At 70.1% G+C, this 18628-nt stretch carries 20 protein-coding genes; 9 read left to right on the forward strand and 11 right to left on the reverse strand.

The window, feature by feature from the left end:
* Window positions 1-25: 25 nt before the first annotated feature.
* From tssK to J2847_RS31720, 4 genes are all read right to left on the reverse strand, one after another.
* Window positions 26-1390 (reverse strand): type VI secretion system baseplate subunit TssK, encoded by a 1365-nt coding sequence (gene tssK, locus J2847_RS31705; RefSeq protein WP_209782724.1) that lies wholly within the window; start codon window positions 1388-1390, stop codon window positions 26-28.
* 48 nt (window positions 1391-1438) lie between these two features.
* Window positions 1439-1885 (reverse strand): hypothetical protein, encoded by a 447-nt coding sequence (locus J2847_RS31710; protein WP_209782725.1) that lies wholly within the window; start codon window positions 1883-1885, stop codon window positions 1439-1441.
* Window positions 1886-2104: 219 nt separating this feature from the next.
* Window positions 2105-2650: a helix-turn-helix domain-containing protein gene (locus J2847_RS31715; protein ID WP_209782726.1), complete on the reverse strand. Its 546-nt coding sequence runs from the start codon at window positions 2648-2650 to the stop codon at window positions 2105-2107.
* 112 nt (window positions 2651-2762) lie between these two features.
* The gene (locus tag J2847_RS31720; protein ID WP_233474922.1) at window positions 2763-3668 is read right to left on the reverse strand and encodes a pirin family protein; all 906 of its coding nucleotides are present in this window, start codon (window positions 3666-3668) and stop codon (window positions 2763-2765) included.
* 259 nt (window positions 3669-3927) lie between these two features.
* Here J2847_RS31720 and J2847_RS31725 point away from each other — a divergent pair, with 259 nt between their 5' ends.
* The 3 genes from J2847_RS31725 (at window position 3928) to J2847_RS31735 (ending at window position 6540) form a co-directional block, all read left to right on the forward strand.
* A complete protein-coding gene (locus J2847_RS31725) occupies window positions 3928-5802 on the forward strand; it encodes a multicopper oxidase family protein (protein ID WP_209782728.1) in 1875 nt (624 codons plus the stop codon).
* Window positions 5803-5891: 89 nt separating this feature from the next.
* Window positions 5892-6161, forward strand: coding sequence for a type II toxin-antitoxin system ParD family antitoxin (locus J2847_RS31730; protein ID WP_209782729.1), 270 nt, complete (start codon window positions 5892-5894; stop codon window positions 6159-6161).
* A gap of 25 nt (window positions 6162-6186) precedes the next feature.
* Window positions 6187-6540 (forward strand): type II toxin-antitoxin system RelE/ParE family toxin, encoded by a 354-nt coding sequence (locus J2847_RS31735; RefSeq protein ID WP_209782730.1) that lies wholly within the window; start codon window positions 6187-6189, stop codon window positions 6538-6540.
* A gap of 48 nt (window positions 6541-6588) precedes the next feature.
* On the opposite strand, the gene J2847_RS31740 is transcribed toward J2847_RS31735, so the two are convergent.
* The 7 genes from J2847_RS31740 to J2847_RS31770 form a co-directional block, all read right to left on the reverse strand.
* A complete protein-coding gene (locus J2847_RS31740; RefSeq protein WP_209782731.1) occupies window positions 6589-6936 on the reverse strand; it encodes a RidA family protein in 348 nt (115 codons plus the stop codon).
* Window positions 6937-6972: 36 nt separating this feature from the next.
* Entirely contained in the window at window positions 6973-7734 is a 762-nt protein-coding gene (locus tag J2847_RS31745; RefSeq protein ID WP_209782732.1) for a transporter substrate-binding domain-containing protein, read from the reverse strand.
* A 99-nt stretch (window positions 7735-7833) separates the two neighbouring features.
* Window positions 7834-8181 (reverse strand): RidA family protein, encoded by a 348-nt coding sequence (locus tag J2847_RS31750; RefSeq protein WP_209782733.1) that lies wholly within the window; start codon window positions 8179-8181, stop codon window positions 7834-7836.
* Window positions 8182-8207: 26 nt separating this feature from the next.
* Entirely contained in the window at window positions 8208-9326 is a 1119-nt protein-coding gene (locus tag J2847_RS31755; RefSeq protein ID WP_209782734.1) for an NAD(P)/FAD-dependent oxidoreductase, read from the reverse strand.
* A 39-nt stretch (window positions 9327-9365) separates the two neighbouring features.
* Complete coding sequence (locus J2847_RS31760; protein ID WP_209782735.1) at window positions 9366-10808, reverse strand: FAD/NAD(P)-dependent oxidoreductase; 1443 nt, start codon at window positions 10806-10808, stop codon at window positions 9366-9368.
* Window positions 10805-11101, reverse strand: a complete 297-nt coding sequence (locus J2847_RS31765) for a (2Fe-2S)-binding protein (RefSeq protein WP_209782736.1) — start codon at window positions 11099-11101, stop codon at window positions 10805-10807. The genes J2847_RS31760 and J2847_RS31765 overlap by 4 nt, the downstream gene beginning before the upstream one ends.
* Window positions 11082-12245 (reverse strand): NAD(P)/FAD-dependent oxidoreductase, encoded by a 1164-nt coding sequence (locus J2847_RS31770; protein ID WP_209782737.1) that lies wholly within the window; start codon window positions 12243-12245, stop codon window positions 11082-11084. The genes J2847_RS31765 and J2847_RS31770 overlap by 20 nt, the downstream gene beginning before the upstream one ends.
* A 352-nt stretch (window positions 12246-12597) precedes the next feature.
* Here J2847_RS31770 and J2847_RS31775 point away from each other — a divergent pair, with 352 nt between their 5' ends.
* The 6 genes from J2847_RS31775 to J2847_RS31800 all read left to right on the forward strand — a co-directional run bounded on the left by J2847_RS31775 (window position 12598) and on the right by J2847_RS31800 (window position 18591).
* Entirely contained in the window at window positions 12598-13521 is a 924-nt protein-coding gene (locus J2847_RS31775) for a LysR substrate-binding domain-containing protein (protein WP_209782738.1), read from the forward strand.
* A gap of 182 nt (window positions 13522-13703) precedes the next feature.
* Window positions 13704-14750, forward strand: a complete 1047-nt coding sequence (locus J2847_RS31780; protein WP_233474923.1) for an ABC transporter substrate-binding protein — start codon at window positions 13704-13706, stop codon at window positions 14748-14750.
* Window positions 14751-15052: 302 nt separating this feature from the next.
* Window positions 15053-16102, forward strand: a complete 1050-nt coding sequence (locus tag J2847_RS31785) for an ABC transporter ATP-binding protein (protein ID WP_209782739.1) — start codon at window positions 15053-15055, stop codon at window positions 16100-16102.
* Window positions 16099-17049, forward strand: coding sequence for an ABC transporter permease (locus J2847_RS31790; protein ID WP_233474924.1), 951 nt, complete (start codon window positions 16099-16101; stop codon window positions 17047-17049). Before J2847_RS31785 ends, J2847_RS31790 begins: the two co-directional genes overlap by 4 nt.
* Window positions 17046-17846 carry an ABC transporter permease gene (locus J2847_RS31795; protein WP_085558391.1) on the forward strand — a complete coding sequence of 267 codons (801 nt, stop codon included), beginning with the start codon at window positions 17046-17048 and terminating at the stop codon, window positions 17844-17846. The genes J2847_RS31790 and J2847_RS31795 overlap by 4 nt, the downstream gene beginning before the upstream one ends.
* Before the next feature lie 241 nt (window positions 17847-18087).
* The gene (locus J2847_RS31800; protein ID WP_209782740.1) at window positions 18088-18591 is read left to right on the forward strand and encodes a MarR family transcriptional regulator; all 504 of its coding nucleotides are present in this window, start codon (window positions 18088-18090) and stop codon (window positions 18589-18591) included.
* Window positions 18592-18628 lie beyond the last annotated feature (37 nt).

The following is an 18628-nucleotide window of genomic DNA, read 5'->3' on the forward strand; positions in this document are numbered from 1 at the left end:
GTGGACGCCTCCCCGTTCCGGCGGCTCAGGCCGGCTCGCCGGCCGGGCGGCTGCCCGGCGGCATGACGAACAGGGTGATCTCGGCGGGGCGGCGGGCGCCCATCCGCTCGCCCGGGTTGGCGATCTCCAGCACCCGCCCGGCCTCGACGTAGGACGGGTCGGCGGCGATGCGGAACAGCAGGACTCCGCGCTCCGGCGTCAGGTCCAACCGGTCGTCGCGCTCGATCCGCTGGCGGGCGACGCCGCGCAGCCGGCGTTCGCGCAGCACCCCCATGTTCTCTCCCGACGCGACCAGCGCGTCGGCCATCCAGGACTCGGCCTCCGCCTCCGTCTGGCCGGGGGCGAGGCGCAGGCCGACGGTCAGGCTGCCGCCCTCCAGCCAAGCCGCCTCGATCTTCAGGCGGAAGCCGGCCTCCTCGACGGCGAAACGGACGGCGACGTAGGTCTGGCTGACCGTGTCGATCATCCGCTCGATGAACTCCATCACCGGGCGCAGGGAGGCCAGCGGGTCGCGGTGGTCGTAGCGCTCGAAGATCGGCGGCAGCAGCCCAGGCCCCAGCGTTGCGACATGACCGGCGACCCCGCACAGGGCCGCATGCAAGGCGAAGGGATGCAACGGGCCGGCGGCCAGCAGCGCCTCCAGCGGCGGCAGGCCGGCGACCATGCACTGCACGGCGTGGCGGGTGTCGGCGAGCACCGGCGCCTGCATCGCGCCGCCGGGCGCCCGCAGCCGGCCGGCAAGGAAGGACGCCTTCTCGCGCAGCCGCTTGGCCAGCGTCCGCCCGGCCTCCGCCAGGGGCGAATCCGCCGCCGCCGCGAAGACCGGCGGCACATAGTCGGTGAGTTGGAAGCTCTCGTCGCGGTAGACCACGCGGGCGATGGGCAGGGCGACGAACTTGCCCGGCACCTCCTCCCCCACCAGCAGCGACAGGCGGGGACGCAGGCGGGGCATGTCCTGCTCGTTGTCGCCGGTGTTCTCGTCGACCACCGGCGGGCCGTCGACCGAGCGGTAGCGCGACAGTTCGCCCCCCGCCGCCGAACCGGGCCGATGCACCGGCACCACCAGATGGACGGTCGCCGGCGCCTCCTTCACCCGGTCGGCGTGCGGCAGCAGGCTGACTTGCAGATCGTCCGCCCCACCGGACGGGTGGCTGACCACCAAGCCGTCGGGCAGCACCGCCTCCAGCGCCACGATGCGGAGGATGCCGACGACCAGCATCGCCTGGTCCACCATCAGCGTGCGCAAACCGTAATGGAAGGGCGACAGCCGCGCCAGATGGTAGTGGAGCAGGTCGTCCTGCCGCAGCCAGGATTGCTGGAAATGCTGCGGGGTCAGCAGCATGCCCTCGTACCACTGGATGGGGTCGGGAAGCGGGGCGGAAGGGCTCATGCCGTCTCGGGATCGCGGATCGGAAGGGTTGCGGGGCGGAACAAGGGGTCAGGAGGGTGGCGCGGCCACGGCGAAATCCTTCTCGCCAAGCCTCAGCAGCACGGCGGGAAGACCGTCGATCCGGGCACGGTGCGGGCCCGGCGTGTCGTAGTTGGCGAAGACGAAGGCACCGAGCGCGTCGCCCCCCCGCCCCTCGACGGCGTAGCGCGGCCCCTTCTGGCCGGGAACCACCTCGAAGGACTGGACCTCCAGCCCGGTCGGATTCGCCAGCCTCAACTGGTCGCGGGTCTTGAACCAGACGGCGGCGGCCATGTCGGCGAAGGCGGGCAGCAGGGTGGTGTCGTAGACCAGCACGAGATCGACGGCCACCGCGTTGTCGGCGTTGGCGTTGGGGGCGACCTCTATGTCGAGCGTCCGGGTCTTGATCCGCGAATCCGTCAAGGAACAGCCGACCAGCGTGGCCGCCAGGACCGCTCCGGTCAAAACCGCGCGCACGCATGCCTGTCGCAATGCGGCACAAGACACGCCGATTCCTCCCCATTCCCGCGTATTGACTACCCCCGATTTGCCGATGGTTGCAAAACGGGATATGCCAGGAAGGCTATGGAAGAAACGATCGCGAGTCTATTATCACGAGCATGCGATTCGAAAAAATAGATCTGGATTTATTCGATTCGACGGATTCGCCCCAGGGAGGAAAGAGGTCCGGCCGCATCAGCCTGGGAGGAGCTTCCGCAGCAGCGACTTGACGGAATCGAGCAGACGGTCGCCCAGCTTCCGGTGCTGCTCCTCGATACCGGCAAGCAGTCGTTGCTCCAGGTCCTGCAACGCCCGCTGGTGCGCGGCTTCGGCGGCAACCAGCTGCTCGACCCGGTGGAGCAACGCATGGTTCTGCGCCATCAAATGGTCGAGAGCCGGCGAAGGCCGCCCGGTGTCCGGAGGACTTGCGTCCGGCAGGGTGGCGGGCGATGACGGAACGGACGGCGCCGCCGACGGGCGCGGCGCCCCCAGACGGGCGGGCAGCGGCGGCAACGGTGGCACGGCAGCCTCCGCCCCGTCGAGCCAGCGGGAGACGGTGGCGTAGCTGATGTTCAACTCGTCGGAGATGCGGCGGTAGCTCCAGCCCTGGCCGCGCAGCCGGGCAACCAGGGCCCGCCGCTCCTCCTCCTTCAGCCGCCGCCCGGCGCTGAGCGGCAGCCGGTTCGCGGGGTCGGGCATCCCGGCGACGACCCGCATGTAACCGCCGTCGCCACGCTCCATCCGCCCCACCTCCATCCATGCGCCAGCCGATCCGCCAGCCACGACCGGCAGGCGAGCATGGTAGCCGGATTTCCCGCGAGAGCAAGCGGAACGCCGGAAGCGCTGCGCCGGTTCAGGGATAGCGGACCGGCGGCGGCGGGGTTTCCGGGAGGGGGATGACCTCGCCCTCGCCGGGCACCGGGGTGAAGCGCCCGGCCCGCCAATCCTCCTTGGCCTGCTCGATGCGGTCCTGCGAGCTGGACACGAAGTTCCACCACATGCGGCGCGGCCCATCGAGCGGTTCGCCGCCGAGCAGCAGGACGCGCGACGCCTCGCCAGCCTCGAACAGGATCGGGTCGCCCGGCCGGAACACCAGCAGGCGCCCGGCCTCGAACAGGTCACCGGCCACCGTGACCCGGCCGGACGCGATGTAGGCCGCCCGTTCCTCGTGCGCGGCCGGAAGTTCCAACCGCGCGCCGGCATCGAGCGCGGCGTCGGCGTAGAACATGTCGGACAGGGTCGGCACCGGCGACCGCCGGCCGTACAGATCGCCGGCGATCAGCCGCACCCGCGCCCCTTCGCCCTCGACGACCGGCAGAGTGTCGGCCGGGTGGTGGGCGAAGGCCGGGGCGATTTCCTCCAGCGGCCTGGGCAGGGCGACCCACATCTGGATGCCGGCGAGCGGGTTGTCGGCGTCGCGCGCCTCGGCGGGCGTGCGTTCGGAATGAACGATGCCGCTGCCGGCGGTCATCCAGTTCACCGCGCCCGGCCGGATCGTCCGCACCGTGCCCAGGCTGTCGCGGTGCAGAATCTCGCCCTCGAACAGGTAGGTCACGGTGGCGAGGCCGATGTGTGGGTGCGGCCGCACGTCCAGCCCGCTGCCGGCGCGCAGCAGCGCCGGGCCCATCTGATCGAGGAAGACGAAGGGACCGACCATCCGCCGCTGGATGGAGGGCAAGGCGCGGCGAACCTCCAGCCCACCGATGTCGCTGGTCCGCGGCACGACGATGGTTTCGATCGCGGGGTTGGGTTCGCTCATGTCTGCCCCTCCGTCCATTCGCGCGGCGGTGCACCCCGCCCATGCCTTGCGCATCCGGAATATGGGGGACGCGCCACCCGATGGGAACGGCGGTGTGCGGAACGGGTCCGCCCGACGCTGGAAAACGACAAAAAATGACAGAAATCGACAAAATCCCTCATTGGGAGTTTCCTGGAAAAAAATACTCGTTTTAGGAAGTTATCTTCGGCAAATTTCTCTGAAAAATACAGAGCGGCGCTGCCGTGCACGAACCGGATGGATGGAAATGCTGAAGAACTGGCTTGAGAAGCGCGCGATCTCGCGGCGGTCGGCCCTGCTGGGCGGTACCGCCGTTCTTGCGGCGACGGCGGTGGCAGGCGGAACGGGCGGCGCGCAGGCCCAGGTGGGCGGTCATGTCGGACACGCCGCGACCCATCCCGGCCTGCTGGGCAGCCGCATCCGCACCCCCGCCCAGCGCACCCGCGCGGCGCTCGCCCGCAACGCCCAGCCCCTCGGGCTGGTGGCCGACGCCCTGCCGACGCCGCCGGTCCTGGCGCTGGCCTCCGGCGTTCCCGGCACGCTCGGCATGAAGGCGCAGAGCTACCAGCTCGGCGACCGCGCGGCCAGGAACCTGCGGGTCTACGACAACGTGTCCGCCCCGCAATACCTGATGGGACCGACGCTGGAGATGGGGCAGACCGGCAGCTTCCGGGTCCGTCTGGCCAACGGCCTGCCGCTGAACCCGGACCAGGCCCAGCCGCATATCGTCAACATCCCCAGCCAGTTCAACACCACCAACCTCCACACCCACGGCCTGCATGTCTCGCCGCAGGGCCATGGCGACAACGTCTATCTCGAAATCCTGCCGCAGGGCACCGACGCCAAATACGCCGACAACAGCGGCAGCTTCGTCGGCGGGTTCGACTATGTCTACGACCTGAAGGACCACACGCCGGGCACCTTCTGGTACCACCCGCACCGCCACGGCTCGGTCGCGGTGCAGGTGGCGAGCGGCGCCGCCGGGGCGCTGGTCGTCCGCGGCGGACCGGGCACCGTCGACGCCGTGCCGGGCATCGCCGGCATCACCGAACAGGTGCTGCTGATCCAGCAGGTGGTTCTGAACGCGGCCGGCGAACTGCCGGATTTCGACACGCTGTGGAACGCCGCCGGGCCGGATACAGCCGCCGACTGGACGGTCAATGGCACCATCGGCCGGACGCTGGGCATGCAGCCGGGCGAGGTGCAGCGCTGGCGCATCGTCAACACCGGCTTCCAGGCCGAGGCGAAGTTCGTGCTGACGGCCCAGAACGGCTCCGGCGCGCCGACCCCGCTGCCCCTGTCGCTGATCGCCATGGACGGGGTGAACTTCAGCCCGAAGGCGGCGTCGGTGAAGGCGGTCTATCTGCCGCCTGGCGGGCGGGCCGACATCCTGGTGCAGGCGCCGGCCAAGCCGGGGCAATTGCTGGCGCAGGTCGGGCGCTACGTGCAGTTCGACAAGAACGGCGCGCCGCTGCCGGCCGGCCTGACCGCCGGCTTCGAGATCGGCGGCGTCTGGCAGGAGGCCCCCTTCAACGGCGACCCCACCACCCTCTTCGCCGTCGCCGTCGCCGGCCCGGCAAAGCCGATGCCGCTGCCGACCGCCCCCCTGCCCCGCCCGCTGGTGCCGGCCATCACCGCCGCCAGCAAGCCCGACGGTTACCGCTACATCAACTACGACGTCAACGCCTTCACCAACCCGACCAAGCCGCCAAGCGACGGCCTGCCGAGCTATCGGCCCGACGCCACGCCGACCTCCCTCAAGTTCCAGGTCAGCGGCGAGCTGTTCTGCCCCGGCCGCGTGCTGTTCCAGCCGCCGCTGGGGTCCGTCGATCAGTATTTCGTCGACAGCCCCGGCCTGCATGTCTTCCACATCCACGTCAACCCGTTCCTCGTCACCGAGGTGGCCGGGAAGACGCTCTCGACCCCGATGTGGCGCGACACCATGCTGGCCGGCCCGAAGGGCTACAAGGCGCTGACCCAATACACCGACTTCTCCGGCAGCTTCCCCATCCACTGCCACATCCTCGACCACGAGGACGTCGGCATGATGACCAACGTGACGGTGGTGGATCCGGCCGACCGGGCGGCGTCCTTCCCCAAGCACACCGGCCACTGAAGGCTGCCCCGTGCGGGCCGGCCAGGAGCGTTGACAAATTTTGCCAGCGCTCCCACTCTTCCCTGCGGAATCCGCGGGAGGGAACGCCGATGCCAACCATGAATGTCAGCCTGCCGGCGGAGTTCGTCGCCTTCGTCGAAAGCGCGGTGGCGTCGGGCGATTACGGCAGCGCCAGCGAGGTGGTGCGCGACAGCCTGCGCCTGCTGCGGCGGGAGAAGGCCGTGCAGGACGAAAAGCTGGCGATCCTGCGCCGCGAGGTCGGGAGCGGCCTGGAGCAGGCCCGCGCCGGGGACTTCTCCGGGCGGACCATCGCCGACATCGCGGCGGCCGCCCGCGAGGCGGACGACGGGCTGAATTGACCGGCCGGCCGGCTGGACGGACGCCATGACGCCCTACCGCCTCACCCGGCTGGCCGAGCGGGACGTGACCGACATCCTGCGCGAGAGCGCGCGCCGCTTCGGCCCGCTCCAGCGCGACCGCTACGCCGCCCTGATCGAACGCGCCGTCCTGATGGTCGCCGACCGGCCGGAGCGCCCCGGCTCGCGCCCCCGCGACGAGCTGGCCGAGGGGGTGCGCTCCTTCCATGTGGAACTGGCGGCAGGCCGGCGGGGGGCGGCGTCACACACGCTCTATTACGTGCCGGGATCGTCGATCGGCCTCGCCGACGCGGTGCTGATCCTGCGCGTGCTGCACGACGCCATGGAGCCCGGCCTGCACCTGACCGGCGGCGTCGAGTGAACGCCGCCGGCACCGCCGCCATCAGGCGGCGTTGAGTGAGCGCCGCCGTCAGACGGCGGCGGTGACCACCACCTCGATCTTGATCTCCGGCGCGCCCAGGTCGGCGACGCCGATGGTGGCGCGGGCCGGCAGGTCGTCGCCGTTCAGCCAGGCGAGCCACGACTCGTTCATCTCGTTCTTCAGCGACATGTCGGTGATGAAGAGCTGGGCCGAGAGCAGCTTGGTCTTGTCGGTGCCGGCCAGCGCCAGGACCTGGTCCAGCTTGGCGCAGATCTGCGTCACCTGACCGCCCATGCCGACCGTGACGTCGTCGGCGATGATGCCGCCCAGGAAGGCGATGCCGTTGTGGGTGACGACGCGGTGCATGATCTTGGTCTTCTCGATGCGCTTGATCACAGGAACTCTCCCGGTTTGTGTTTGGTGATGGTGGAGTTATGGAGTGATGGAGAAATCGACGTAGCGGGCGGCGATGCGGGCCAGCGTGCCGTCCTTGACCACCGACTGGATGGCGGCGTCGAAGGCGGCCTTCAGCTCGGCATCCTCCTTGCGCAGGCCGACGCCGATGCCGGGGCCGAACACCGCCGGGTCGATCACCGGCTGGCCGACCAGACGGATCGACTTGGCGGCGTCGCTCTTCACCCAGTCCGACGCGGTGGCGCCGGTGGTGATGGCGGCGTCGATGCGGCCGGCCTTGAGGTCGGCCAGCAGGTTCGACGCGGTGTCGTAGGTCTTCAGCGTCGCGGCACCGCCGAAATGCGTCTCGACGTAACGGGAATGGGTGGTCGAGATCTGGGCGCCGATCGTCTTGCCACGCAGGCTGCCGGGCGAGCCGTCGACGGCGGAGTTGGCCGGGGCGACGAAATAGGCGGGCACCACCATGTAGGGCGTCGAGAAGCCGATGGCCTTGGCGCGCTCCGGCGTGATGTTCATCGTCGCCATGATGGCGTCGTACTTCCTCGCCAGCAGGCCGGGGATGATGCCGTCCCAATCCTGCACCATCACGGTGCAGGGCCGCGCCATGCGCTCGCACAGAGCGTTGGCGAGGTCGACCTCCAGCCCGGCGACCTTGCCGTCGGGCTGGGTGAAGTTGAAGGGCGGGTAGGCGCCCTCGGTGGCGATGCGCACCGGCGCGGCGGCGTAGACCGTTGACGACAGGCACAGCAGGGCGGCAACGCCCAGCGCGAGGCGTTTCATGGTGGGCTCCGTGATGGGTGGAAAATGGTCGGGACGGGCCCCCGCCCTCCCCCACTCCGGCGGGGAAGGGTTGGGTGGGGGCAAAGTGGCTGTTGCTTGTCAGCGCGCCGCGACGACCAGGATTTCGACCAGCAGCGCCGGATCGGCGAGCTTCGCCTCCACCGTCGCGCGGGTCGGGGCGTTGGCCGGATCGACCCAGGCGTCCCAGACGGCGTTCATCTCGGCAAAGGTCGCGATGTCGGCGAGGAAGACGGTGGCGCTGAGCAGGCGGTCCTTGCCGCTGCCTACCTCGGCCAGCCGGGCGTCGATCTGGCGCAGCACGTCGTGGGTCTGCGCCTCGACCGTGGTCGAGCCGTCCTCGGCGATCTGGCCGGACAGATAGATGGTGTCGTTGTGGATCACCATTTCGCTCATGCGCGGGCCGGGGTCGATGCGCTGGATGGGCATGGAAGGCTCCATAATCATTCAGGATTTCAGGCGGCGAAGCGCCCGATGTGGAAGGGCTGGATGGGCAGGTCGGTTCCGCCCCGCGTGATCAGGTCGGCGGTGATCCGCCCGACGATCGGGCCGAGCTGGAAGCCATGGGCGGAGAAGCCGAAGGCGTGGAAGACTCCCGGCTGCGTGCCGCTGGGGCCGATGACCGGGATCTGGTCGGGCATCCGCGCCTCGATCCCCGCCCAGGAGCGGACGATGGTGGCGCCGCGCATCACCGGGAACAGATCCCACACCGTGCGGGCGTTGACCGAAACCTGCGAGAAGTCCAGCTCGGTCCGGTTCTCGTCGCGCACCGCCCGGCCGAGCAGCCCGCCGCCGATCAGCACCGTGCCGTTGGGGAACTGCTTGAAGGACAGGGTCCGGCCGCTCGCCCCCACCACCGGCTTGATGAAGGGCGGCACCCGCGCGGTGATCATCAGCATGGGGGCGATGACCTCCAGCGGCGCCGGCTCGCCGAGTTGGGCGGCGATGCGGTCGGCCCAGGCTCCGGCGCAATTGACCAGGATCGGCGCCTCGTGGCGGTCGCCGCCGGTGGTCTCGACGCTCCAGACGTCGCCGACGCGGACGACGCGCGCCACCCCGGCGCCCTCCTCGAATCGGGCGCCCAGCGCGATCGCCTTGCGGCGGAAGGCGAAGGTGGTGCGGAAGGGAATCGCCGCCCCGTCGCCGCGCGAGACCAGGGCGCCGACGCAATGGCCGGCGATGGCCGGCACGAGGTCGCGCAGCTCGGCCTGCCCGATCACCTCCTCGTGGTGGAAGCCCAGCGCCCGCAGCGCGGCGGCCCGCGCCTCCAACCCGGCCAGTTCGGCCTCGTTCTCGGCGACCTTGAGCTGGCCGTGGCTCTCGAAGCCGCAATCATCGTCCACCAGCTCGCCGATGCGATGCCACAGCGCCATCGAGGCGACGGTCAGCGGCACCTCGGCGACGTCGCGGCCGAGCTGGCGGACGCCTCCGGCGTTGACGCCGGAGGCGTGGCGGGCGACGTGATCCTTCTCCAGCACCAGCACCCGCACGCCGCGCATCGACAGATGCAGCGCCGCCGAGCAGCCGTGCAGGCCGCCGCCGATGACGATGACGTCCGGCTTCCAGATTGACATTGAAGGGGCTGGCGTCGGGCTGGCCATCGCGCGGCGCCCTCAGTGCTTGTCGACGGCGGCGATGTCGGCGGCGCTCTTCGGCAGCGCCGCCAGCTCGGCGAGCGTGATCGGCTTCACCGGGGGGCGCAGGCGGTAATAGCCGACCTCGGCCGGCGACACGCCGCGCTCGGCGGCGATGACCTCGGTCACCGTCGGCCCGCAGAGCCGGCCCTGGCACGGCCCCATGCCGCAGCGCAGGAAGGACTTCGCCTGGTTCGGGCCGCTGCAACCGAGCCGCACCGCCTCGCGCACCGCCCCGGCGGTGACCTCCTCGCAGCGGCAGACGATGGTGTCGTCGGCCGGCGCGCGGAAGATGTCGGCCGGGCGGTAGAGCGTGTCGAGGAAGGCACGGCCGCGGAGCGCGCGCTCCAGCGCCTCGCGGTGGGGGACGGCGGCGCGGTCGCGCTCGGCGCGGTCGATGCGGCCCAGCCGGTGCAGCACGTCGAGCGCCGCGACGCGCCCGGCATGCTCGGCCGCCAGCGCGCCGCCGATCCCGGCGCCGTCGCCGGCCAGCGACACGCCCTCGACCGAGGTGGCGCCCCAATCGTCGGTGGTCGGCCGCCAGCAGCGCTGGGTCTCGTCCCAGTTCTGGGCGCAGCCGGTGGCATTGGCGAGGTTGAGGTTCGGCACCACGCCCTGGTGCAGCAGCAGCGTGTCGGCGGCGAGCCGCTGTTCCGCTCCGTCGCCCTGGCGGTAGACGATGGCGGACAGCTTGCCCTCGCCTTCCGCGCGCAGGTCGGTGACGCCGTCGATGACCTTCACCTTGCGGCGGACCTCCAGCAGCAGCTTCGCCCCCTTGCCGAGGTAGGGCGAGCGCAGGAAGGCGGGCAGCAGCGGCAGCGCCGCGCGCCAGTTGCCGCGCGGGGTGGTGTCGAGGATGGCGTCGAGCGCCGCCCCGGCCCGCAGATACTGCCAGGCCAGCAGCCACAGCAGCGGCCCGGTCCCGGCCAGCACGGTGCGACCCGAGGGGACGAGCCCGGAACTCTTCAGCAGGATCTGCGCCGCCCCGGCCCCCAGCACGCCCGGCAGGGTCCAGCCGGGGATCGGGAAGGGCCGCTCCAGCGCGCCGGTCGCCATCAGGACATGGCGCACCGTCAGCATCGCCGCCGTGCCATTGCGCGACAGGCCGATCTGCAAGGTCCGCCCGCCGTCGGCGCCGTCCTCGCGCGGGCGGGCGACGCTCCACACGGTGGTTCCCGGCCAATGGGCGGCGCCGCTGTCGCGCAGCGGCCCCAGCAGCTCGGCGCCGTGCCAATAGTCCGGGCCCAGCACATGGCGGTCGCGCACCGGCGTCTCGGTGATGGCGCGGTAGATCTGGCCGCCGGCCTCCGGCTGCTCGTCGAGCAGAACGGTGGACAGGCCGCGCGAGGCCGCCAGCGCCGCCGCCGCCAGCCCGGCCGGACCGGAACCGATTACCGCAAGGTCGAAGTCGTGGCCGCTCATCGCTCAACCCCCCGCTTGCCGTCCTGCGTCTCCACCGCCATGCCGGGCGCCACGCGCACCTGACAGCCCTGGCGGTTGCCGGTCCCGTCGATGGTGACGAGACAGTCGAAGCACACGCCCATCATGCAGTAGGGGCCGCGCGCCGCGCCCGAGACGGGGGTGTTGCGGCAGGCGGCGACGCCGTTGGCCAGCAGGGCGGCGGCGACGCTGTCGCCGCTGCGCGCCTCGGCCGGGCGGCCGTCGATGGTGAAGGACACGCGGTCGCCCGCGATGTCAGGCAGCCTGCGGAACATGGAACCTCCGGGCGCTGAAGACCGTGAACGCGTCGCTCAATCCCCCGGCCGCGATCAGCGGCGCCAGGGTCAGCGCGTGGTTGGCGGCGAGGGTGACGCCGCTGTGGCAGGTGACGACGAAGGCGCCGGGCGCCGTCGCCGACTGCTCGTAGATCGGGTAGCCGTCGGGGCTGAGCACCCGCAGCGCCGCCCAGCTCCGCACCACGTTCAGCTTGCCCAGCAGCGGGAAGAAGCGGATCGCCCGCTCGGCGATGGCCGAGGAGACGCCGGGCCGCAGCGTGGTGTCGAAGCCGGCCTCCTCGAAGCTGTCGCCGATCATCACCCCGCCCTCGTCGGTCTGCCGGACATAGCCGGTGGGGTGGTGCAGGAAGGGGGCGGTCTTCTCGGTGACGATGACGTGGCCGCGCTGGGGCCGTACCGGCGCCTCCAGCCCGACCATCGGGGCGAGCCGGGCGCTGTCGTGGCCGGCGGCCAGCACGACCTTGCCGGCACGGATCTCGCCGGCAGCCGTGGTCAGGCGGAAGCCGCCGTCGCGCGGCTCGATCCGGTCCACCCGGTGGTTGGGGCGGTAGGCGACGCCGCTGCGCTCCAGCCCGGCGTGCAGGGCGCGCAGCAGCCGCAGCGAGTTGCAATGCCCGTCGAGCGGGCAATAGGTGCCGCCGGCGACCTCCGGCCCGATGAAGGGCATCTCCTTCAGCAGGGCGGCGCGGTCCAGCACCTCGTAGGGGTAGCGCACCATGTCGGGCTGGTTGTGCAGCCGTTTCATGGCGTTGGCGCGGTCCTCCAGCTCCTGCTCGGAGAGCACGGGCATGAAGCCGCCGGGCTTGCGGTAGGCGACGTCGATGCCGGTCTGCTGGCGCAGCGTGTCGGCGAAGCCGGCCCAGATCTCGGTCGAGGCCCTGGTCCAGCCGGCGTATTCCGGCATGCCCATGCCCTTGCCCTGGAGCCAGACCAGCGCGAAGTTGCCGCGCGACGGGCGCACCGCGATGTCGCCCTCGTCCAGCACCGCCACCTTGACCCCGGTGCGGGCGAGACCCCAGGCCACCGCCGTGCCGACCAGCCCGCCACCGACCACGGCGATGTCGAACTCCCCGCCTCGCTGATTGGCGCCCTGCCCTGCCTTGCCCTGATTGGGCTCTGCCATGCTCTCCACTCCCGTCCTCGGCCTCTCGCGGACTCAGACCGCCCACCTGATCGTGGGGGGAATCCGCTCCGCCCGCCCGAACCGCCGGTGCCGCCGGTTCTTCCGGATGATTCCGTTTTTCTGGTGGGTTTCCGGCCGCGACCATGCGGTCATTGGACGGAAGAGCCCGCGGACCGGCCCGTCATGCGCGGCGCCCCCGTCGCTGGAGACCGCCGCCAAGGGCCGGTGCCGTCCGATCCTTGCAGCAGCATCCCCAGCCAACTTATAACTGTCAAATCAGATTGGACGGGGCATTCATACGTGAATGTTATGAAAAGCCCACAACATGGCGAATGGACGGGGAACGGCGGCGATGATCAATCCACGGCAGATCGAGGCGTTCCGCGCGGTCATGCTGACCGGCGGCATCACCTCGGCGGCGGAACTGCTGAACATCTCGCAGCCGGCGGTCAGCCGGCTGATCAGCGACCTGCAATACGCCCTGAAGCTGACGCTGTTCGAGCGGCGCGGACCGCGCATCGCGCCGACCAGCGAGGCGATGTCGCTCTATCAGGTCGTCGACCGCTCCTTCGTCGGGCTGGAGCTGATCGAGCAGACCGCCCGCGACCTGACGGCGCGGCGCAGCGGCACGCTGCGCGTCGCCTCGATGCCGGCGCTCGGCGTCGGCTTCCTGCCGCGCTACGTCGCCCGCTTCCTGGCGGAACGGCCGAAGGTCGACATCGCGGTGCGCGGCAGCACCTCGCCGATCATCCTCGACTGGGTGGCGACCGGCCAGTGCGAACTGGGCCTCGCCCACACGCCGATCGACCACGCCGCCGTGCTGACCGAGAAGCTGCCGGGCCTGCCCGCCGTCGCCATCCTGCCGCCCGGCCACCCGCTGGCCGCCAAGGACGTGCTGGTGCCCAAGGATTTCCACGGCGAGAGCTTCATCTCCACCACCCCGCCGACGCTGCTGCGCTACCGGATCGACACCACCTTCGCCGACCACGAGGTGTCCCGCGTCATGCGGGTGGAGGCGCAGCTCACCATGAGCGCCTGCGCCATGGTCGCCGCCGGCTACGGCGTGTCGATCGTCGATCCCTTCACCGCCTACGACTACATCCCGCACGGGCTGGTCGTCCGCCCCTTCGAGCCGAAGATCACCTTCGACATCGCCATCCTGCGCTCGGCCCAGGTGCCGCTGTCGATGATCGCCGAGGATTTCCTGGCCGGCTTCCTGGAGGAGGCCCGGCGCTTCCGTAGCGAGCTGGGTGGCCTTGCCGAGCCCGCGAAGTGATTGGGTCCACGGAATTATAACATTGCCGGATGAATGGAGGCGGGAATTCGATTTGACGGTTATGTGACCGTCCCGTCACCCTTCGATGGGCGTCAGAACGCACCAAGGCGCCGGCCAGGATGAAGGGACCGGCGTTCCCGCGAAGGGACAGCGAAAACCGGACAGGGACAAGAGGAGATCGGATGATGCGCTCCGTGCTTTGTGGACTGATGGCGACGACGGCCCTGTGCTGCGCCGCGATGGCCCCGGCGATGGCCCAGGACAAGACACTCTACGTGGCGGCCTATGGCGGCTCCTTCGAGCAGACCATGCGCAAGGAGATCATCCCCGCCTTCGAGAAGGCGGCGGGCGTCAAGGTCGAGTATGTCGCCGGCAACTCCACCGACAACCTCGCCAAGCTCCAGGCCCAGAAGGGCAACCAGCAGATCGACGTCGTCATCCTCGACGACGGCCCGATGTACCAGGCGGTGGCGCTCGGCTTCTGCGCCGATCTTGCCAAGGCGCCGGTGTACGACCAGCTCTACGATCTGGCGAAGATGCCGTCGGGCAAGGCGGTCAATTTCGGCGCGGTCGGCACCGGCATCGTCTACAACAAGACGTGGTTCGAGGAGAACAAGGTCCCGGTCCCCTCCAGCTGGAAGGACATCGAGGACGCGCGCTTCAAGAAGAAGCTGGTGATCCCGCCGATCAACAACAGCTACGGCCTGCACGCGCTGGTGATGATGGCGCGGCTGAACGGCGGCGGCGAGAAGGCGATCGACCCCGGCTTCAAGGAATTCAAGGACAGGATCAACCCGAACGTGCTCGCCTACGAGCCCTCGCCCGGCAAGATGACCGAGCTGTTCCAGAGCAATCAGGCGGTCGTCGCCGTCTGGGGTTCGGGCCGCGCCAAGGCGCTGGCCGACACCGGCTTCCCCGCCGCCTTCGTCTACCCCAAGGAGGGCGGCGTCGTGCTGGGGTCCGCCGCCTGCGCCGTTCCCGGCAGCAAGAACGCCGCCGAGGCCCAGGCCTTCATCCAGCACATGCTGATGCCGGAGGCGCAGACCTCGCTGGCGGTCAGCGCCGGTTTCGGCCCGGTCAACAAGACGGTGGAACTGCCGGCCGACAAGCAGGTCGGCATCCCCTACGGCCCCGAGCAGGTCGGCAAGCTGCTGGTCGTCGACTGGGCGACCATCAACGAGAACCGCGAGACCTGGAACAAGCGCTGGACCCGCGAGATCGAGCGCTGAGCCAACAACATCGCCCCCTGCCTTGCCCTCTCTCCCCCGGGGAGAGGGTTGGGTGAGGGGGACGCACCGCGTGCCGTGAACGCACATGAAACGGCTTCGCGTGATTCTTTCTCCGGCCTCCGGCCGTAACGCCCCCTCACCGGCCCTGCGGGCCAGAGGTCGTTCGCAAGCCTCACGACCGCGCTCCGCCTATGAGTGCCTCTGGCACTCATCCGGCCTGCGGCCGTCGGCTTCACGCCTCCCCCGGGGGAGGAGAGGGTTGAGCTGGCGCTTTCGCGATGATGGCGACGGGAGTTGACGGTATGCCCTATCTGGTTCTCGACAAACTGACCAAACGCTTCACCTCCTGGACCGCGGTCGACGACCTGTCGCTCACCGTGGAGAAGGGCGAGCTGATCTCGCTGCTGGGACCGTCGGGCTGCGGCAAGACCACCACCTTGCAGATGATCGCCGGCTTCCTCGACCCCAACGCCGGCCGCATCACGCTCGACGGCCAGGATCTGCTGGCGAAGAAGCCGAACGAGCGCGGTCTCGGCATCGTGTTCCAGAGCTACGCCCTGTTCCCCCACATGACCGCCGCCGAGAACGTCGCCTTCGGGCTGGAGATGCGCGGCACCAGCCGCGCCGACCGCGACCGCATGGTCGCCGAGACCCTCAAGCTGGTCGGGCTGGACAGCTACGGCGACCGTTACCCGCGCCGCATGTCGGGCGGCCAGCAGCAGCGCGTGGCGCTGGCCCGCGCGCTGGTCATCAAACCGCACCTGCTGCTGCTCGACGAGCCGCTGTCGAACCTCGACGCCAAGATGCGCGAGGAAATGCAGATCGAGCTGCGCCGCATCCAGCGCAGCGTCGGCACCACCATGATCCTCGTCACCCACGATCAGTCGGAAGCGATGGCGCTGTCCGACCGCGTCGTCGTGATGAACAAGGGCCGCATCCAGCAGGTCGCCACCCCGCAGGAGGCCTACGACCGCCCGGCCAACGCCTTCGTCGCCAACTTCCTCGGCCGCACCAACCTGCTGCCGGGCACCGTGCGGCAGGACGCCGAAGGATCCAGCATCACCGTCGGCGACGCGCGCTGGCCGGTGCTGCAGCCGGTGCCGCCGGGGCCGGGGGCGCTGGCCGTCCGTCCGGAGAAGATCAGCTTCGTCGCCGCCGCCGGCCTCACCGGCGTCGTGCAGGCCCGCGTCTTCCAGGGCACCCAGTGGCTGTTCGAGGTCGAGACCGCCGCCGGCCGCATGATGGTGATCCGCCAGCACGACGGCAGTGTCCTGCCGAACGAGCGCGAGCGGGTGATGGTCGGCTGGCGGCCCGAGGACATGGCGGTGATGCCCGCCCAGGAAGCGGCATGAAAGGCGGCATGACCATGGCGGCCTCCACCGACGCCACCACCAGCACGACGACCGATGCCGCGCCCTCCGCCCCGCCGCCGGTGCGGACGGGCGCCGGCTGGTCCTGGACGCCCTACCTGCTGAGCCTGCCCGGCCTCGCCCTGTTCGCGGTGCTGCTGCTTGTGCCGCTGCTGATGACGGCGCTGCTGTCGCTGAACAGCTTCAGCTTCTACGGCGGCATCCAGGACGTCTGGCGCTTCGACAATTACGCGGAAATCCTCGCCGACAGCTATTTCCACGAGGTCTTCCTGCGCACCTTCCGCATCGCCGCGCTGGTGACGCTGCTCTGCGCCCTGCTCGGCGCGCCGCAGGCCTACATCCTGCGCCGGATGAAGGCGCCGTGGCGCGGCCTGTGCCTGCTGATCGTGCTGGGGCCGCTGCTGATCTCGGTGGTGTCGCGCACGCTGGGCTGGGCGCTGCTGCTCGGCTCGACCGGTCTGGTCAACCAGGGGCTGATGGCGCTGGGTCTGGTCGCGGAGCCGATCGAGTTCATGTACACCGAGACCGGCGTCGTCATCGCGCTGACCCATGTGCTGGTGCCCTTCATGGTGCTGTCGGTCTGGGCCTCGCTCCAGCGGCTCGACCCGCAGGTCGAGAACGCCGCCCTGTCGCTCGGCGCCGGGCCGTCCACCGTGCTGCGCCGCATCGTGCTGCCGCAGATCGTGCCGGGCATCCTGTCGGGCTCGATCATCGTCTTCGCGCTGGCGGCGAGCGCCTTCGCCACCCCGGCGATCATCGGCGGGCGGCGTCTGAAGGTGGCGGCGACTCTCGCCTACGACGAGTTCCTGAACACGCTGAACTGGCCGCTCGGCGCCACGGTGGCGATCCTGCTGCTGCTCGCCAACATCGTCATCATCGTCGGCTGCAACCGGCTGGTCGAACGGCGCTACAAACAGGTGTTCGAATGAACCGCAACGGACCGATCGCGCTGATCTTCAACGCGCTGTTCCTGGCGTTCCTGCTGGCGCCGATCCTGGTCGTCTGCGCCGTCGCCTTCACCCCCGACGGCTATCTGTCGCTGCCGACCAAGGGGCCGTCGCTGCGCTGGTTCAAGGCGATCGGCGACAACCCGGAATTCGTCCGCGCCTTCAAGGACAGCCTGCTGCTCGGCGCCGTCTCCTCGACCATCGCCATCGCCGTCGCGATCCCTGCGGCGCTGGCCATCGCACGCCACCAGTTCTTCGGGCGCGAGGCGATCCAGGCGCTGTTCCTGTCGCCGCTGATGGTGCCGCACATCGTGCTGGGCATCGCCTTCCTGCGCTTCTTCACCCAGATCGGGCTGGGCGGCACCTTCACCGGGCTGGTGCTGAGCCACGTCATCATCATCCTGCCCTTCGCGCTGCGGCTGATCCTGGCGGCCTCGACCGGCATGGACCGCTCGATCGAGAACGCCGCGGCCTCGCTGGGCGCCTCGGCCTGGACCAGCTTCCGCCGGGTGACACTGCCGCTGATCCTGCCGGGGGTGGCGAGCGGCTGGGTGCTGGCCTTCATCAACAGCTTCGACGAGGTGACGATGACCGTCTTCATCGCCTCGCCGGAGACCACCACCCTGCCCGTCCGCCTCTTCCTCTACATCCAGGACAACATCGACCCGCTGGTCGCCGCGGTCTCGGCCCTGCTGATCTTCATGACGGTCGGCGCCATGCTGGTGCTCGACCGGGTCTACGGGCTGGAACGGCTGCTGGTCGGGCGCGGGCGCGACTGAACTCTTGCCCTGGTCTTCCGCCACCAAGTCCAGATCTGTCCCTGACGGATTTTCCTGTCCGATAATCCACGTCGAGGATTTTGACCGGCCGCCCAATCCTGTGTGAAGACTGCCGCTTCCCCTGACGAAACGACTTCGTTACAGTCCACGCCATAAGGTCCCCGCCGCGCGGCGGGGACCTCCCATGGGGGGTGTTTGCCGCGTTCGCCGGTTGTTCCGGCGCGGGGTTGGGGAGAGTCGCGTGTCGGAAACGCCGGGGGAGGGCGGCGGCTGGTCCATGGGGGACGATGTGGTCACCCTGCTCGATCAGGTCAGCCGGCTGGTCTACGGGGTCGGCTTCGCCGAGGGCCTGTTCCCGGCGCAATGGGTGGCCCTGCGCTATTTCCACGATTCGCCGGAGACGGCACGGACCCTGAGCGCGCTCGCCCGTTTCCAACGAATCCACCTCGCCCCGGTGTCGCGCACCGTCTCCACCCTGGTGGACAAGGGTCTGCTCTCGCGCCGCCCGCATCCCGGATTCAAGCGCGGCCTGCTGTTCGACCTGACCGACGAGGGACGGGCCCTGCTCAACCGTGATCCCCTCCGCCTGTCGCTGGGACCGCCCATCGCCGGAATGGCGGAGGACGAACGGGCGATGCTCGGCCGCCTGATGAAGCGCATCATCGCCCACATGCAGGAACGTGCCCCCGCCGAAGGCGGCGCGGCCAGCCCCGACACGCCCACCGACACATCCTCCCCCGTCTGACGCCGGTGCGGTTCGCAGGTGCGGTGCGGGGGCGGCG

The organism is Azospirillum agricola, assembly GCF_017876095.1.
Lineage (GTDB): Bacteria > Pseudomonadota > Alphaproteobacteria > Azospirillales > Azospirillaceae > Azospirillum > Azospirillum agricola.

Bases quoted from the DNA above. Each gene is read 5' to 3' on its own strand.
- J2847_RS31745 (WP_209782732.1), bottom strand. From the start codon at position 7,734: ATGAAACGCCTCGCGCTGGGCGTTGCCGCCCTGCTGTGCCTGTCGTCA.
- J2847_RS31715 (WP_209782726.1), bottom strand. From the start codon at position 2,650: ATGGAGCGTGGCGACGGCGGTTACATGCGGGTCGTCGCCGGGATGCCC.
- J2847_RS31730 (WP_209782729.1), top strand. From the start codon at position 5,892: ATGCCAACCATGAATGTCAGCCTGCCGGCGGAGTTCGTCGCCTTCGTC.
- J2847_RS31775 (WP_209782738.1), top strand. From the start codon at position 12,598: ATGATCAATCCACGGCAGATCGAGGCGTTCCGCGCGGTCATGCTGACC.
- J2847_RS31785 (WP_209782739.1), top strand. From the start codon at position 15,053: ATGCCCTATCTGGTTCTCGACAAACTGACCAAACGCTTCACCTCCTGG.
- J2847_RS31750 (WP_209782733.1), bottom strand. From the start codon at position 8,181: ATGCCCATCCAGCGCATCGACCCCGGCCCGCGCATGAGCGAAATGGTG.
- J2847_RS31765 (WP_209782736.1), bottom strand. From the start codon at position 11,101: ATGTTCCGCAGGCTGCCTGACATCGCGGGCGACCGCGTGTCCTTCACC.
- J2847_RS31790 (WP_233474924.1), top strand. From the start codon at position 16,099: ATGAAAGGCGGCATGACCATGGCGGCCTCCACCGACGCCACCACCAGC.
- J2847_RS31760 (WP_209782735.1), bottom strand. From the start codon at position 10,808: ATGAGCGGCCACGACTTCGACCTTGCGGTAATCGGTTCCGGTCCGGCC.
- J2847_RS31795 (WP_085558391.1), top strand. From the start codon at position 17,046: ATGAACCGCAACGGACCGATCGCGCTGATCTTCAACGCGCTGTTCCTG.
- tssK (WP_209782724.1), bottom strand. From the start codon at position 1,390: ATGAGCCCTTCCGCCCCGCTTCCCGACCCCATCCAGTGGTACGAGGGC.
- J2847_RS31735 (WP_209782730.1), top strand. From the start codon at position 6,187: ATGACGCCCTACCGCCTCACCCGGCTGGCCGAGCGGGACGTGACCGAC.
- J2847_RS31755 (WP_209782734.1), bottom strand. From the start codon at position 9,326: ATGTCAATCTGGAAGCCGGACGTCATCGTCATCGGCGGCGGCCTGCAC.
- J2847_RS31725 (WP_209782728.1), top strand. From the start codon at position 3,928: ATGGAAATGCTGAAGAACTGGCTTGAGAAGCGCGCGATCTCGCGGCGG.
- J2847_RS31770 (WP_209782737.1), bottom strand. From the start codon at position 12,245: ATGGCAGAGCCCAATCAGGGCAAGGCAGGGCAGGGCGCCAATCAGCGA.
- J2847_RS31780 (WP_233474923.1), top strand. From the start codon at position 13,704: ATGATGCGCTCCGTGCTTTGTGGACTGATGGCGACGACGGCCCTGTGC.
- J2847_RS31720 (WP_233474922.1), bottom strand. From the start codon at position 3,668: ATGAGCGAACCCAACCCCGCGATCGAAACCATCGTCGTGCCGCGGACC.